The 15613-nt window shown below is 65.3% G+C and carries 12 protein-coding genes; 7 read left to right on the top strand and 5 right to left on the bottom strand.

Going from position 1 to position 15613, the window contains the following annotated elements; genetic code table 11:
• Window positions 1–31: 31 nt before the first annotated feature.
• Window positions 32–277, bottom strand: coding sequence for a hypothetical protein (locus BM118_RS19720; protein WP_092187163.1), 246 nt, complete (start codon window positions 275–277; stop codon window positions 32–34).
• Window positions 278–484: 207 nt separating this feature from the next.
• On the opposite strand from BM118_RS19720, the gene BM118_RS19715 reads away from it, so the two are divergent.
• Both BM118_RS19715 and BM118_RS19710 read left to right on the top strand, forming a co-directional pair.
• A complete protein-coding gene (locus BM118_RS19715; RefSeq protein ID WP_177234469.1) occupies window positions 485–3001 on the top strand; it encodes a glycogen/starch/alpha-glucan phosphorylase in 2517 nt (838 codons plus the stop codon).
• Window positions 3002–3224: 223 nt separating this feature from the next.
• Entirely contained in the window at window positions 3225–4040 is an 816-nt protein-coding gene (locus tag BM118_RS19710) for an acyl-CoA thioesterase (RefSeq protein ID WP_092187161.1), read from the top strand.
• A 232-nt stretch (window positions 4041–4272) separates the two neighbouring features.
• Here BM118_RS19710 and BM118_RS19705 read toward each other — a convergent pair whose 3' ends face one another.
• From BM118_RS19705 to BM118_RS19695, 3 genes are all read right to left on the bottom strand, one after another.
• On the bottom strand, window positions 4273–5889 hold the full coding sequence (locus BM118_RS19705) for a phosphoenolpyruvate carboxykinase (protein ID WP_092187160.1): 1617 nt from the start codon (window positions 5887–5889) through the stop codon (window positions 4273–4275).
• Between the two features lie 285 nt (window positions 5890–6174).
• On the bottom strand, window positions 6175–8772 hold the full coding sequence (locus BM118_RS19700; RefSeq protein WP_177234468.1) for a CHAT domain-containing tetratricopeptide repeat protein: 2598 nt from the start codon (window positions 8770–8772) through the stop codon (window positions 6175–6177).
• Window positions 8773–8836: 64 nt separating this feature from the next.
• A complete protein-coding gene (locus BM118_RS19695) occupies window positions 8837–9586 on the bottom strand; it encodes a HugZ family pyridoxamine 5'-phosphate oxidase (RefSeq protein WP_092187158.1) in 750 nt (249 codons plus the stop codon).
• Between the two features lie 241 nt (window positions 9587–9827).
• Between BM118_RS19695 and BM118_RS19690 the strand changes: the two genes are divergently transcribed.
• The 5 genes from BM118_RS19690 (at window position 9828) to BM118_RS19670 (ending at window position 13821) form a co-directional block, all read left to right on the top strand.
• The gene (locus tag BM118_RS19690) at window positions 9828–10529 is read left to right on the top strand and encodes a response regulator transcription factor (protein WP_008542552.1); all 702 of its coding nucleotides are present in this window, start codon (window positions 9828–9830) and stop codon (window positions 10527–10529) included.
• Between the two features lie 116 nt (window positions 10530–10645).
• Window positions 10646–12451 (top strand): sensor histidine kinase, encoded by a 1806-nt coding sequence (locus BM118_RS19685; protein WP_177234467.1) that lies wholly within the window; start codon window positions 10646–10648, stop codon window positions 12449–12451.
• The gene (locus tag BM118_RS19680; protein ID WP_027547511.1) at window positions 12448–12972 is read left to right on the top strand and encodes an HPr kinase/phosphorylase; all 525 of its coding nucleotides are present in this window, start codon (window positions 12448–12450) and stop codon (window positions 12970–12972) included. Before BM118_RS19685 ends, BM118_RS19680 begins: the two co-directional genes overlap by 4 nt.
• 133 nt (window positions 12973–13105) lie before the next feature.
• Entirely contained in the window at window positions 13106–13507 is a 402-nt protein-coding gene (locus tag BM118_RS19675; RefSeq protein ID WP_011090868.1) for a PTS sugar transporter subunit IIA, read from the top strand.
• Entirely contained in the window at window positions 13504–13821 is a 318-nt protein-coding gene (locus BM118_RS19670; protein WP_027547512.1) for an HPr family phosphocarrier protein, read from the top strand. Before BM118_RS19675 ends, BM118_RS19670 begins: the two co-directional genes overlap by 4 nt.
• Window positions 13822–13984: 163 nt before the next feature.
• On the opposite strand, the gene BM118_RS19665 is transcribed toward BM118_RS19670, so the two are convergent.
• Window positions 13985–15610, bottom strand: a complete 1626-nt coding sequence (locus BM118_RS19665) for a glycosyltransferase family 39 protein (RefSeq protein ID WP_092187157.1) — start codon at window positions 15608–15610, stop codon at window positions 13985–13987.
• Window positions 15611–15613: the final 3 nt, after the last annotated feature.

Genomic DNA, 15613 nt, shown 5'->3' with positions numbered 1-15613 from the left:
GGAAGCAGTTTTCGCCTCGCCCCTCCCCGCCTCAATTCGCCGCCGACATCAACTTGTCCCCGCACGCATTCGCGTAAAACTTGCCGCCGCATTGGCGCTTGATCGCGGCGCAGCGGGCGGCCGGCGTTGCGTTTTGCGGGACGGTGAAGCTGCAGCTCAAGCCGTCGGCGCTGCGGCCGGATTTGCCGGCAGCAAACGCAGCGCTGGAGGCGGAGATGCAGACGACGAGCAGGGCCGCGGCGGCGATTTCGATCAGCAGTCGCGTCAGCAGTCTCATGGGGTATCCCCTCCACACTGATGGCTGAATCGGCCGCCATTGTAACAGCAAATCCACGCGTCTCCGTGCTCGTCCGGGTTCCCAAATCGGCCCGTTCCTTGCATAAATTTGCGCCAGCGCAGTGCACGCCCGCACCGGCGACAGTTCCGGTGCAAAGGCAAGACGCGTAGGGTTAGTGGTGTTTCTGTCGACCAGGAAGTGACGGCCTTGCAAGATCAATCGTTCCAGCCCAGTTTTCCGGCCCCCGGCCAGCCCATCGACGAACTCGCGCTGGCTGACGTCAAGGGCGCGATCCTGGCGAAGCTGCGCCTTGCCATCGGCAAGGACGCCGGCATGGCGACCAGGCACGACTGGTATCAGGCCGCGGCGCTCGCGCTGCGCGACCGCATCGTGCATCGCTGGCTCACGGCCGAGAAGCACAGCTACGACGCGGGGCGCAAGCGCGTCTATTATCTCTCGCTGGAATTCCTGATCGGCCGTCTCTTCTCCGACGCGCTGAACAACATGGGCCTCCTCAAGATCTTCGAGGTCGCGCTCGGCGATCTCGGCGTCTCGCTGCCTGAGTTGCGCAAATGCGAGCCGGACGCTGCGCTCGGCAATGGCGGCCTCGGGCGGCTCGCCGCCTGCTTCATGGAGAGCATGGCGACGCTCTCGATCCCCGCGATCGGCTACGGCATCCGCTACGATTACGGCCTGTTCCGCCAGATCATCAACCAGGGCTGGCAGCAGGAATATCCCGACGAATGGTTGAGCTTCGGCAATCCCTGGGAGTTGCAGCGGCCCGAAGTGATCTATGACATCAACTTCGGCGGCGGCGTCGAGCATGTCGAGGACAAGGGCCGTGACCGCGCGATCTGGCATCCGGCCGAGACCGTGCAGGCGATCGCCTATGACACGCCGATCGTCGGCTGGCGCGGCCAGCACGTCAACGCGCTGCGGCTGTGGTCGGCGCGCTCGCCCGATCCGCTGAAGCTCGATGCCTTCAACAAGGGCGACTACGTCAGCGCCAGCTCCGAGCAGGCGCGCGCGGAAGCGATCTGCAAATTCCTCTATCCGAACGACGAGAGCCCGGCGGGCCGCGAGCTGCGGCTGCGCCAGGAATATTTCTTCGTGTCGGCCTCGCTCCAGGATCTCGTCAAGCGGCATCTGTCGTCCGACGGCCAGCTCCGCAGCCTGTCGTCGAAGGTCGCGGTGCAGCTCAACGACACCCATCCGAGCCTCGCCGTCACCGAGCTGATGCGGATCCTCGTCGACCTGCACAATTTCCGCTGGGACGAGGCGTGGAAGATCACGGTCGCCACGCTCTCCTACACCAATCACACGCTGCTGCCCGAGGCGCTGGAGACCTGGCCGGTCGAGCTGTTCGAGCGCCTGTTGCCGCGGCATCTGGAGATCATCTACCGCATCAACGTCCAGCATCTGGCGCTCGCCGAAGCGCGCGCGCCCGGCGACATCGACTTCCGCGCCTCGGTCTCGCTGATCGACGAGAAGAGCGGCCGCCGCGTGCGCATGGGCCAGCTCGCCTTCGTCGGCTCGCACCGCATCAACGGCGTCTCGGCGATGCATTCGGACCTGATGCGCGAGACCGTGTTCCACGATCTCAACCATCTCTATCCCGGCCGCATCACCAACAAGACCAACGGCATCACCTTCCGCCGCTGGCTGATGCTGGCAAACCCGAAGCTGACCGACCTGTTGCGCGAGACCTGCGGCGAGGCCGTGCTCGACGATCCGACGCAGCTCTCACTGATTGAAGCGCGCGCCAGCGACGTCGAATTCCAGAGGAAATTCCGTGCCGTCAAGCATCACAACAAGACGGCCTTGGCGCGGCTGATCGGCGAGCGGCTCGGCATCAAGGTCGATCCGGGCGCGTTGTTCGACGTGCAGATCAAGCGCATCCACGAATACAAGCGCCAGCTGCTCAACGTCATCGAGACGGTCGCGCTGTACCAGTCGATCAAGGACGATCCCAACGGCAACTGGGTGCCGCGGGTGAAGATCTTCGCCGGCAAGGCGGCGGCGAGCTACAAATACGCCAAGCTGATCATCAAGCTGATCAACGACGTCGCGGATGTCGTCAACAACGATCCCGCGATCGGCGGCAAGCTGAAGGTCGTCTTCCTGCCCGACTACAATGTCAGCCTCGCGGAGGTGATCATTCCAGCGGCCGACCTGTCCGAGCAGATCTCGACCGCCGGCATGGAAGCGTCCGGCACCGGCAACATGAAGCTGGCGCTGAACGGCGCCATCACCATCGGCACGCTCGACGGCGCCAATATCGAGATCCGCGACCATGTCGGCAACGAGAACATCGCGATCTTCGGCATGGAGGCCGGCGACGTCATGATCCGGCGCAAGCAGGGGCTGGATGCCTCCGACGTGATCCGCAATTCGCCGAAGCTCCAGCGCGCCATCAATGCGATCGGCGCCGGCGAGTTCTCGCCCGGCGATCCCGGCCGCTTCGAATCCATCGCGCACGCGCTGCGCTATCTCGACCATTACATGGTCAGCGCCGATTTCGATTCCTATTACGAGGCGCAGCGCGCGGTCGATGCGCGCTGGCAGGTGGCGCCGGCCTGGACGCGCGCCTCCATCCTCAACGTCGCGCGCATGGCGTGGTTCTCCTCCGACCGCACCATCCGCGAATATGCCGAGGAAATCTGGAACGTGCCGGTCAATCCGACCACGCCGCTGCTGCCGAACCTGCGCGACGCCGCCGGCTGATTTTCCGCAGCGTGAAATCGGCGTTATCTGCGAGGTTATTGCATCTCGCGACGAGGATGATGATATGATCGTCATCATCCCCAGGGCGGCGCCGGCGATACGGACGCCGTGACCACACCGTCATTGCGAGCGCAGCGAAGCTATCCAGACTGTCTCCGCGGAAAGACTCTGGATTGCTTCGCTGCGCTCGCAATGACGGTCGGGGAGACACCGAGGACCACCGATGCACGCCAAGCTCCCGCACCCGTTCGACGACGCCACCCGCATCACCGCCGGTGACAGCAGCTGGCAGGGGCACACCAGCGACGATTACTGGGCCTTTGTCGGTCCGTTCGGCGGCGCCACCGCCGCGACCATCCTGCGCGCGCTGATCGAGCATCCGCAAGCCGCCGGCGATCCGCTGGCCGTCACCGTCAATTACTGCGCCCCGATCGCCAAGGGCCCGTTTGACCTGGATGTGCGGCTGGTGAAGGCCAACCGCTCCAGCCAGCACTGGAGCGTCGAACTGTCGCAGGGCGGCGGTGAGGTCGCGACGCTCGCCACCGCGGTATTCGCCGAGCGCCGGCCGTCCTGGGAGCACAGGGTGGCGACGGTCCCGGACGCAAAGCCGTTCGAAGCGACGCTGCCGTTCCCGAAGATCTCGGCGTCCTGGGCCAACCAGTACGAATTCCGCTTCGTCGAGGGCGAGATGCGGATCGGCCCGCCGCAGGCCGAGCTAGCCAGCACCTATTCGAAATTCTGGATCAGCGACCGCACCCCGCGCAGGCTCGACATGCTGTCGCTGATGTCGATGTCGGACGCCTTCTTCGGCCGCATCTTCCACGCGCGGCGCGAGCTGGTGCCGTTCGGCACGGTGTCGCTGACGACCTATTTTCACACCGACAGCGAAGAGCTCGCGGCCGAGGACATCACCCGCGTGCTGGCGACCGCCGATTCGAAGATCATGCACAAGAGCTATGCCGACCAGAACGCCGAGCTGTGGTCGCCGAACGGAAGGCTGCTCGCGACCACGACGCAGATTGCGTATTTCAAGGCGTGAACTCGCACCCCGATGTCGTCCCGGCGAAAGCCGGGACCCATAACCACAGGGAGTAGTTTGGCGAAGACTCGTGGTGATTTCTTCGCTGGTACTTGCGCCGCGCTCCCTCGATGGATCACGCGGTATGGGTCCCGGCTTTCGCCGGGACGACACCGATGGTGTGGTTCGCGGGTGCCCCAAAACAAAAAGGGCGGCCTCGCGGCCGCCCTTTCGCATTTCAAACGATGCGAACTTACTCCGCCGCGAGCTTCACGTCAGGCGCGGCCGCGCGCACCTCGGCGTCGACCTGGGCTTCGAACTTGGCAAAGTTCTTCTGGAACATGCCGACCAGCGCGCGGGCGGTCTTGTCGAACTCGTCCTTGTCCTTCCAGGTGTTGACCGGGTTGAGGATTTCGCTCGGCACGCCCGGCAGCGCGGTCGGGACCGCGAAGCCGAAATACTTGTCGGTGCGGAATTCGACGTTGCGAAGCGAACCGTCGAGGGCTGCGGTGAGCAGCGCGCGGGTCACCTTGATCGGCATGCGCGACCCGACACCGTACTTGCCGCCGGTCCACCCCGTATTGACCAACCAGCAGTCGACATTGTGCTGGGCGATCAGGTCGCGCAGCATGTTGCCGTAGACGCTAGGGTCGAGCGGCAGGAACGGCGAGCCGAAGCAGGTCGAGAATTCCGGCTGCGGCTCGTTGCCGAGGCCGCGCTCGGTGCCGGCGACCTTGGCGGTGTAGCCGGACAGGAAGTGGTACATCGCCTGCGCCGGCGAGAGCTTTGCGATCGGCGGCAGCACGCCGAAGGCGTCGGCGGCGAGCATGACCACGTTCTTCGGCTGCGGCGCGCGGCCGGTGCGCGAAGCGTTCGGGATGAAGTCGAGCGGGTAGGCCGAGCGCGTGTTCTCGGTCTTGGAGCCGTCGTCGAAATCGACGACACGCGTGTCCTCGTCGAGCACGCAATTCTCGAGCACCGCGCCGAAGCGGGTCGAGGCCGCATAGATCTGCGGCTCGGCTTCCTTCGACAGCTTGATGCACTTGGCATAGCAGCCGCCTTCGAAATTGAAGACGCCGTTGGGGCCCCAGCCGTGCTCGTCATCACCGATCAGGGTGCGGTTCGGGTCGGCCGACAGCGTGGTCTTGCCGGTGCCTGACAGGCCGAAGAAGATCGCGGTATCGTCCTTGGCGCCGACATTGGCCGAGCAGTGCATCGGCATCACGCCGCGCTCGGGCAGATAGTAGTTCAGCGTGGTGAAGACCGACTTCTTCATCTCGCCGGCATAGTAGGAGCCGCCGATCAGCACGATCTTGCGGGCGAAGTCGATCGCGACGACGTTCTCCGACTTGCAGCCATGGCGCTTCGGATCGGCGCGGAAGCTCGGCATGTCGATGATGGTGAGCTCGGGCGTGAAGGTCGACAGCTCGATCGCCTCGGGGCGGATCAGCAGCGTGCGAATGAACAGCGAGTGCCAGGCGAGCTCGGTGAACACGCGGGTCTTGATCCGGTAGGCCGGATCGGCGCCGCCGTAGAGATCCTGCGCGAACAGGCTCTTGCCTTCGGCGTGCTTGAGGAAGTCCTGATAGAGCGTCTCGAACTGCTCCGCGGTGATCGACTGGTTGCCGGCCCACCACATCTTCTTGTCGGTGGTGGCGTCACGCACCGTGAACTTGTCCTTGGGGCTGCGGCCGGTGAACTCGCCGGTGTCGGCGCAAAGCGCGCCGTCGGCAGACAGCACCGCTTCGCCCGCTGACAGCGAGTATTGATAGAGTTGCGGCGCACCCAAGTTCCAGTGAACCTGCTTGAGCTTCTTTAAGCCGAATTTGTCGGCGCCGAAGGCACCGTTGCGCACGCCCGTCTCTTGCACGAAAAAATCCTCCTAGAACCCGCGACACATAGCGCGACCAAGTTTTGGCGCCATCGCAGTCACCGTGAATAACAGGCCGTCCGGCCTCGGGTGGACGACCTAATACTGATGAACGCCGGTGTTGCCAAGCTGATCCCGCAGGATTTGGTTTATTCAAGGACCGCGCCAAACGTCGCGCATGTCTGCTCTGAGCAGGCGCGTCAAAAAATCACGAATGATCGCGCAACCAAACGCGCGTTTCGGCGTTATCCGGGGTTATTGCGACGCACAATTCCCCGACGCGGTCTATCGTACCTCACCCTCGCCGATCAGTGCGAACGGTCCCCACATCGCAGGATAGGCATTGCGCGGCGACGAGGCGTCGTCGAGATACGTCAACATGGCGCGGCGCAACGCTTGGGCACGACCGATTCCTGGTTCGTTTTTGAGCAGAGCGAATGTCGACGTGGTCAAGCGGGTGGCAGCTTCCGAATCCACTGCCCAATGCGACACCAGAAGCGCGCGGGCGCCGGCATAAAAGAACGAGCGCGCCAATCCCGACAGGGCCTCTGCGCCGGGCTTGTCGCCAGCGATGGTGTTGCAGGCCGACAGCACCACCCAATCCGCATTGAGCTTGAGCTGGGCGACTTCGCTCGCGGTGAGAAGACCGTCGTCGAGCTCGGAGGGCTGATCGGGAATGGAGAGCGCGAGCGAGGGCTCGCCCAGTCCCTTGACGTCGCCCGCAACGAGGCCGTGGGTGGCGAAGTAGATGATGCTGTATTGAGCAAGCGCTGCACGCTTGAGCGTCGTTTCGCTGGCATCGCGGCCGAGATGGATGTCGACCTCGCCTGCGCCGACATCCCTGGCCACGGCGTTCAGTTCGTCGGCAGTGTCAGGCAATTGCGGCAGCGCTTGCGCAAGCCGGGCACGATCGACGCCGGCGCCACGCCAGAAGTCGGTATAGGCAATCGTCGCGATGCTGCGCGCGGCGACCTTGCCGCTCGCTGCGCGACGATCGGCCGGCCCTTCGGCTGCGGGGTTGAACACGGGATCGCCGAAGCCGGTCATTGGCTTGACACCCTGATCCTTGCGCGCGAAGGCCCGCAGCGATTTCAGGCTGATCACCGACGGCAGCACCGAGACGGCCTGACGCCGCAACAGCCAGGCGGCGTTGCGATAGCCTTCGAGCTTGTCCGGGATCGCAGCTTGCGGCTTCTCCGTGACGAGCAGATGAAACGGCAGTGCGGTCAGTGCGGCCGACGGCACCACCAGCAGGCTGCGCTTGTCTTTCGTCAGCGCTTCGACCGGGCCGAGCAGCGCGACATAGAGCTCGTTGGCAAGCGCGAGGTCGAACAGGCCGGATTTGCCTGAGGCATCGTGTGCCTTGCCGACGTCGAGCCCCTTGCGGAACGCCGACACTTTCTGCGCCAGCGCGTCCGCGCCGAGCGGAATCTCCTTCCAGTCGACGCCCTCGCGCGTGATCGCGATGACATAGCCCTGCTTGTCCACGACGGAATAGATCGTCATCGCTTCATCGGCCGACAGCAACGGCTGGATGTCCTTCACACCGAGCGGCAGCGGATTGGAGAGCGAGGCATAGTCGGGAAACTCGACGGCGAGCGTCTTCTGCAAGCCGGCGCGCTCGCTCGCGATCGCCGCGATCCGCGCGCGGCTGCGCTGCTCGGCCGCGACGTCGCGTTGCGCGGCTTGCTTGGACACCGCCGCGATGATCGCCTTGTCGAGCGCCTCGGCCTCGGCCGCGAGATCCTGCTCCTTGCGCACGAGCTCGGCGAGCCGGTCGCTGCCGGCCGCAAGCCGCACCGCGAGCTTGTTCACGGCGGAGGCGGCGGAAGATTGCGTGCCGCGCTGGATCGCGGCCAGCGCCTCATCAAGCGCCTTGTCGTCGGAGAGGAGATGCTGCTGCCGCGCGGAAAACAGGATCGGCAGCACCACACGCAGCTGCGCGCGGCTGCTGCGAAGCGTCCTTTGCGCCAGCGGCAGGGCATCGGCGGTGCGCCCGGAGACGTAGAGGAAATAGGCAAGGTTGCTAGTCGAGGTCACGACGTCAGGATGATCCGGCCCAAGCGCGCGCTCGCGGATCGCAAGGGCGCGCCGGTAGAGCGGCTCGGCATCGGCATAACGCTGCTGGTGCTCGTAGAGCCCGGCGAGATTGTTCAGCGAACGCGCGACGTCGGGATGATCCGGCCCTAGCACCTTTTCGCGGATCGCGAGCGAACGCTTGATCGGCGCCTCGGCATCGGCATCGCGGTTGAGGTCGCGATCGACCTGACCGATGTTGTTCAGCACCGTGGCGACCGCGGGATGCTCGGGCCCGGCGGCCTTCTGATAGATCGCGAGCGCCCGCTGGAACAGCGGCTCGGCGTCCGCAAAATGCTCCTGCTTTACGTAGAGCGTGGCGAGATTGTTGAGGGCCTGGCCGACATCGGGATGCTCGCGCGACAGGGCCTTTTCGCGAATGGCGAGCGCACGCTTGAACAGCGGCTCGGCCTCGGTGAAGCGGCCCTGCCGCTGATACAGCGCGGCGAAATTGCTCAGCTCGGGCGCGATCAAGGCGGTGTCGAGGCCGAGCGACTTCTCCATCAGCGCTATAGCGCGCTTGTAGATCGGCTCGGCCAGATCGTCGCGGCCCTGGCCGGCATAGACCTGGCCGAGATTGTTGAGCGCGGCGGAGAGTTCGCGACCGTCGTTGCCCTTCTCCAGGCTCGCCACCATGGCCTGCGCCAAGGGCAGCGCTTCGGCATATTTGCCGGCCTGGTTGAGCGCGTTGATCCGCGCGCCCTGTGCGGCGAGATCGGCCTTCTGGGCAAGAGCAGCCGTGGACAGTGACACACTTGCCGCGAGCACGAGGCCCGCGACGAGCGCCAGTCGATTACACCTCGTCATGAACCCTCTCGCTGCGAGCCTTGAGACCATCACGGTCTTGGGTCGCAGCGATGGGCGGCAGCGTTCAAATGGTTGCGCTCTGGTCCATCTTCATGCGCGCTTCGCCAGCGAGGCGAACCAGCATCTTGCGCAGCGCCGTGCCATCGGTCACCCGCTCCGGAAACTCCAGCCGCAGCGCGGTCTGGCCGTCCTGCATGTCGAGGCCTTCAGGGTCACAGCCGGTGCAGCGCCAGTCGCCGGCGGCCGCGCCGAGCAGCCTGGTCGCGTAGAGGCCCATGGCGTCGCGGTGGTCGGCATTCATGTGCTCCACCGCGCCCTCCTCCGCCGCCAGCAGGTCCTCGGCGCCGCTGAGGTCCGTCAGGAACTGTTCCGGCTTGAGATCGACGATCCGGCCGAAGCCGGCCACCAGATGGGTTCCCGTGGGCCGGATCCTGAAGAACGAAAAGTCCTTGAACGAAACAAAGGCTTCCGCCGATGGGTGGGCATTCAGATACCGCCGCTGGAGCAGTTCCGTCTCGGCGCCGGCCTGCTCTGCCCGGCCGGACAGCATGATCCGGGCGCCCTCCAGCGGATCGCCGGCGGCGCGCTCGTCCAACATCAAGGAGACCCGGCCATCTGCCAGGATGTTCCTGGTGTGCACGGCCAATCCTGAGATCAGCAGGATGGGCGAGCCATCCGGGTGGCTCGCCAGATTGACCAGGGAACAATAGGGATCGCCGCTGCCCACCATCAACGTCGCGAGAGCGCCCTGCCGCGACCGCCTGAGCAGGGATTTGGCGAGCTTTCCGGGGTCGAAATCGGGGGTCGGTTGCATGGGCTTTCTCGGGTCGGGTGGTTGCAAAGGGGGTCTTTTTTCGGCTAAACGGGGGTCTGGTTATGGGTCGAGATGCGGCGTATCTGCCGTGTTTCGTGGAACTTGGTCACACTTCAGCCCAGCTTGCATTGCTCGGTGACAAAGTTCGAACGCCAAGTTCGGGACCCATGTATGCGGCGCATCACTGGATTGCTCGCCGTTTCAAGCCACGACCCAAACGGAAAGCAGAAAGCAGAGGCTCATGCCCACAATCGCTTTGGTCGACGACGACCGCAATATTCTCACATCCGTCTCGATCGCGCTGGAAGCCGAAGGCTACCGCATCATGACCTACACCGACGGCGCCTCCGCGCTTGACGGTTTTCGCACCACCCAGCCCGACCTTGCCATCCTCGACATTAAGATGCCGCGCATGGACGGCATGGAGACGCTGCGTCGCCTGCGGCAGAAGTCCGACCTGCCGGTGATCTTCCTGACCTCCAAGGACGAAGAGATCGACGAGCTGTTCGGCCTCAAGATGGGCGCCGACGATTTCATCCGCAAACCGTTCTCGCAGCGGCTGCTGGTCGAGCGCGTCAAGGCGGTGCTGCGCCGCTCGGCGCCGAAGGACCCGACCGTCGCACCGAAGGAGAACGACGCCAAGGCACTCGACCGCGGCCTTTTGCGCATGGATCCGGAACGCCACACCTGCACCTGGAAGAACGAGCCGGTGACGCTGACCGTCACCGAATTCCTGATCCTCCAGGCGCTCGCGACCCGGCCCGGCGTGGTGAAGAGCCGCAATGCGCTGATGGACGCCGCCTATGACGATCAGGTCTATGTCGACGACCGCACCATCGACAGCCACATCAAGCGGCTGCGCAAGAAGTTCAAGGTGGTCGACAACGAGTTCGAGATGATCGAGACGCTGTACGGCGTCGGCTATCGTTTCAAGGAAGCCTGAGGCGGCAGGCGCCTTCGCGAATGTCGGGAGCATCGCCGGTTCTCGTTCCATCGGAACCGGGATGGCTCTAGAATGCGGGGACCTTCGCACGAGCTGTCCTAACGCGGGCGTAAGCATTGCTGGACCGAACGCAGCCTGACCCGAACCAGAGCGCCGAGGATATCGCATCCGACGGCGTTCAGGAGCACGTCGCCGAAGACAAGCCGGCCGCGCAGGGCTGGCGGCCGCTGAACTGGCTGAAGCGCGCCGGGCAGTTCTTCTTCGCACTGTCCTTCTCGAGCCTGACCCGCCGCATCGTCTCGCTCAACCTCGCCGGCCTCGTCGCGCTGGTGGCGAGCATCCTGTACCTGTCGCAATTCCGCGCCGGCCTGATCGACGCGCGCGCGCAGAGCCTGCTGGTGCAGGCCGAGATCATCGCCGGCGCGATTGCAGCGTCCGCGACCGTGCAGACCAACGCCATCACCATCGACCCCGACCGGCTGCTCGACCTCAAGCCGGGCGAGACCTATGGCGGATCGGACGACTATTCGCCGCTGGATTTTCCGATCAATCCGGAGCGCGTGGCGCCGGTGTTGCGCACGCTGATCTCGCCGACCAAGACGCGCGCCCGCATCTACGATCCGAACGGCAGCCTGCTGGTCGACAGCCGCAGCCTCGATACCGTGGTGCGCCTGCCCCTGCCGTCGCTCTCCGCCGAGAAGCCCGGCATCGTCGAGCGCGGCATGGTCGCGGTGCGCACCTGGCTGAACCGCGGCGACCTGCCGCTCTATCGCGAGCTCGGGCCCGAGAACGGCAACGGCTATGCGGAAGTGGCCGATGCGCTCCATGGCGAGAAGCGCTCGATGGTGCGGGTCAATCCGCGCGGGGAGGTGATCGTCTCGGTCGCGGTCCCCGTGCTGCGCTCGCGCGCCATCCACGGCGCGCTGATGCTGTCCACCCAGGGCGACGACATCGACCAGATGGTCACCGCCGAGCGCCTCGCCATCCTGAAGGTCGGCGGCGTCGCCGCCGCGGTCATGATCATGCTGTCGCTGCTGCTCGCCAGCACCATCGCCGGTCCCGTGCGCCGGCTCGCCGACAGCGCCGAGCGCGTCCGCCGCCGCATCAAGACCCGTGTCGAGATCCCCGACTTCACCCGCCGCCGCGACGAGATCGGCCATCTGTCCGGCGCGCTGCGCGACATGACCAATGCGCTCTACAGCCGCATCGAGGCGATCGAGATGTTCGCCGCCGACGTTGCGCACGAGCTGAAGAACCCGCTGACCTCGCTGCGCTCCGCGGTCGAGACGCTGCCGCTGGCGCGCAACGAGAACAGCCGCGCCCGCCTGCTCGAGGTGATCGAGCACGACGTCAAGCGGCTCGACCGCCTGATCTCGGACATCTCCGACGCCAGCCGGCTCGATGCGGAATTGCAGCGGCAGGACGCGGTTCCGGTCGATCTGCGCCGCCTGCTCGGCACGCTGGTCTCCGTCGCCAACGAAACCAAGCTCGGCCACGACGTCGCGGTCGAGGCGCGCTTCGAGGGTCGCGGGCCAAGCGACACGTTCGCCGTGACCGGCCACGACTCACGGCTCGGCCAGGTGGTCTCGAACCTGCTCTCCAACGCGCAATCCTTCTCGGAAGCCGGCAACAAGGTGCGCCTCACCTGCCGCCGCGCGCGCGGAGAGATCGAGATCGTGGTCGACGATGACGGCCCCGGCATCCGCGATGACGCGCTGGAGCGCATCTTCGAGCGCTTCTACACCGACCGTCCGCATCAGGGCTTTGGCCAGAACTCCGGCCTCGGGCTATCGATCTCCAAGCAGATCATCGACGCCCATGGCGGGCGCATCTGGGCGGAGAACCGCCCCGGTCCCACGGACGCCGACGGCGAGCCGACGGTTGCCGGCGCGCGCTTCGTGGTGAGGCTGCCGGCGCTATGAGCGACGGCGGGCCCAGCGTGCACGCCTCCGCGGTCAAGGTCGGGAATCTGGCAGTGCTGATCCGCGGACCGTCGGGCTCCGGCAAGTCGCGCCTTGCCTTCGATTTAATCATGGCGGGCCGCGCCGGCGTGGTCGAAAGGGCCGTTCTGGTCGGTGATGACCGTGTCCATCTGGCGACAGTCGGCGATGAAATTGAGGTCCGCCCCGCTCCGCCGCTGGCCGGCCTGATCGAAATCCGGGGCCTCGGAATCCGCCGCTGCGACTTCGTGGAGCATGCGACGGTCGGCCTCGTGGTCGATCTGGACGCCGCAGACGCGGAACGGCTGCCGCCGGCCGAATCCCTGAAAACAAGCATTTTAGGTGTCGAAATACCGCGAATCCCGGTTAGCCGCGACTATTCGCCCCTCCCACTGGTTGTCGCGGCCTTGACCACTACCAAGAGTTCATCTTCCGTTAATCCCTCAGGCGATTGTTTGAAGGGAAATGGTAACCATATGAACCCCACTATCGCGACCGAATAGACCGGCGCAGCTCCCCTCATCCATCCGTCTAAGTTCAGGGAGATACGCAACATCCCCTCTTGCGCAGGGGCTCTGGATGGTCAAAGTGGCGCGTTCGTGCGGTGCACCAAAAGCGCCCGCGAGGAGTTTTCCGATGATTGGTCTAGTACTTGTGACCCACGGGCGCCTTGCCGACGAATTCAAGGCAGCGCTTGAACATGTCATGGGCCCACAAAAGCAAATCGAAGCGATTACGATCGGCGCTGAAGACGATTCCGATCTGTGCCGAAGCGACATCATCGAGGCGGTTAACCGCGTCGATTCCGGCGACGGCGTTGCGATCCTCACCGACATGTTCGGCGGCACGCCATCCAACCTGGCAATATCCTGCATGAGCCGGCCGAAGGTCGAAGTGCTCGCGGGCATCAACCTTCCCATGCTGGTGAAGCTCGCCAAGGTGCGCGAGGAACGCGCGCTGCCCGACGCGATCGCGATGGCCCAGGAAGCGGGTCGCAAATACGTCACCATCGCCAGCCGCGTGCTCGCCGGCAAATGAGCGACGACGCGCCGCAAGCCGGGACGGGCGTGCCCGCGGGCGCGATCTCCAAGGAGCTTCTGATCATCAACAAGCGCGGCCTGCACGCCCGCGCCTCGGCGAAATTCGTCCAGGCGGTCGAGCGCTTCAACGCGCAGGTGTGGGTGACGCGCGGCGGCGAGACCGTCGGCGGCACCTCGATCATGGGCCTGATGATGCTCGCCGCAGGACCCGGCACGACGATCACGGTCGCGGCGGCCGGTGCGGATGCCGATGCCGCGCTCGCGGCGATCACCGAGCTCGTTGAAAGCAAGTTCAACGAGGAAGGGATCTGAGCCGCGCGCTCAGGTGCGCTCCCTCGCCCCGTTCTTACGGGGAGAGGGTTGGGGTGAGGGGCCTCTCTCCACACGCGAGATCGTTGTGAGACCTGTACCCCCTCACCCGGATTGCTTCGCAATCCGACCTCTCCCCGCAAGCGGGGAAAGGTGAAGAGAAGCGTCACTTCCCCGGCGGCGCGATGTAGATGTTCCAGCTCATCGACGGGCCGGCCTTGCCGTGGGTGAAGCGGCGCGTCGTCATCACCATGCGCTCGGCATTCGGCGCGGTCTCCGACACCCATTTCTCGAACGCCGGCAGGCGGCCGTCGGCCGGATCGAACACGCCGATGAAGCCGTATGTCTTGACGTCATCGCGCGAGATCAGCCCGGAATCCCAGGCTTCGATCGGCACGAGCGCGACCGGGTGGTCCGGGCTGTAGAACACCATCGGCTGGATCGATTCCATGGTGCCGGCGACGACCGCCCAGCGCGAGGCGAAGCGCGCGTGCCAGGCCTGCGTCAGCTCGCGTGCGAGGTCGGAGCGCGCGCCATAGGTCGCGGTGTTGCCGGCATTGGCGGCCATCTCGCGCGCGGCGATCCAGGGCGAGGCGGCGAGCGTCGCGACACTGAGCAGGAGCCAGATCGCGGCGATGTTGACCAGGGCCGCGCTCTGCACCCGCAGCGCAGGGATCGCGACCAGCGCCAAGGGCACCAGGAAGAACAGCGAGATGCCCCAATCGGTCTTCATGTAGACGCTGAAGGCGAGCGCGCCGAGCGGCGGGCCGACGGCGACGATGGTCTGGATGATCCAGACATTCAGCGCCTGCGAGAAATTGACCCCCGAATTGGGACCACGCGCCCAGGCGCGCGTGACGATGCGCGAGGGCGCGCGCAACAGCAGCGTGAACCAATGCGGCACCAGCGCCATGGCGAGCGCAGCGAGCGCTACGGGAAGGGCCAGCAACGCGAAATTATGCAGGAAGTAGCCGGCCACGAGCTGATGCACGAGACCGGCGTCCTCGAGGCTGTAGGTGTCGCCGGCATAGGTCAGCGGGACGAAATGCACGTCCGCCAGCCACACGATGTGCGGGATCATCGCCACCGCCATCGTCGCGATCGCCACCCACGGCGCCGGCGACAGCAGGAATTTCAAGCGGTCGGGATGGATCAGCGCGGCAAGGCCGATGGCGCCGATCATGGTCAGCACCCAGTATTTGGTCATCAGCGCCAGCGCGCCGGCGAGCCCGAACCAGATGCCGGACTGCCAGCTGCGTTTCTCGAAGGCGTTGAGATAGGCGAGCACGAGCAGCGGCAGGGTGACGAGCTGGAGCAGGTCCGGGTTGTACTTGAAGCCCTTGAAATTGAAGATCGGGTAGAGCGCGACCATCACCACGACCAGGAACGCGCGCCGTGCGTCCACGACGCGCAAGCTCAGCAGCCAGCAGATCACCATGCCGACGCCGACCGTCGCCATGGCGAGCGCATAGGTCGCCCAGTCCGTCGCCGGGAACGCCTTGAACCAGAGGCCCGCGATCCAGCCCGACAGCGGCGGGTGCTTGCCGTAGCCCCAGAGGAATTTCTGGCCCCAGCCATAGGCTTCCGCGACGTCCATGTGAACGTCCTGGGCTGCCTTGAGATTGATCAGGATGAAGGTCCAGAGCACCGCGTGCAGGATCGCGAGCTGGATCACCAGCCACAGGCGGGCCTCCGGCCGGACCGCGCTGGCAACCAGCCAGGCCCGGAAGCGGTTGAAACTCACCCGGGTCTTCGCGCGGGCTCGGGCAGATGGGATTGAGGTCGTCGACATCAG

The organism is Bradyrhizobium sp. cf659 (genome assembly GCF_900113725.1).
Classification (GTDB): domain Bacteria; phylum Pseudomonadota; class Alphaproteobacteria; order Rhizobiales; family Xanthobacteraceae; genus Bradyrhizobium.
The sequence above is the reverse complement of the archived record's forward strand: the minus strand, read 5'-3'. Positions and strand labels throughout refer to the sequence as shown.

Coding starts and splice junctions, on each gene's coding strand:
- BM118_RS19720 (WP_092187163.1), bottom strand. CDS start 277: ATGAGACTGCTGACGCGACTGCTGATCGAAATCGCCGCCGCGGCCCTG.
- BM118_RS19710 (WP_092187161.1), top strand. CDS start 3,225: ATGCACGCCAAGCTCCCGCACCCGTTCGACGACGCCACCCGCATCACC.
- BM118_RS19700 (WP_177234468.1), bottom strand. CDS start 8,772: ATGACGAGGTGTAATCGACTGGCGCTCGTCGCGGGCCTCGTGCTCGCG.
- BM118_RS19695 (WP_092187158.1), bottom strand. CDS start 9,586: ATGCAACCGACCCCCGATTTCGACCCCGGAAAGCTCGCCAAATCCCTG.
- BM118_RS19690 (WP_008542552.1), top strand. CDS start 9,828: ATGCCCACAATCGCTTTGGTCGACGACGACCGCAATATTCTCACATCC.
- BM118_RS19680 (WP_027547511.1), top strand. CDS start 12,448: ATGAGCGACGGCGGGCCCAGCGTGCACGCCTCCGCGGTCAAGGTCGGG.
- BM118_RS19675 (WP_011090868.1), top strand. CDS start 13,106: ATGATTGGTCTAGTACTTGTGACCCACGGGCGCCTTGCCGACGAATTC.
- BM118_RS19670 (WP_027547512.1), top strand. CDS start 13,504: ATGAGCGACGACGCGCCGCAAGCCGGGACGGGCGTGCCCGCGGGCGCG.
- BM118_RS19665 (WP_092187157.1), bottom strand. CDS start 15,610: ATGTCGACGACCTCAATCCCATCTGCCCGAGCCCGCGCGAAGACCCGG.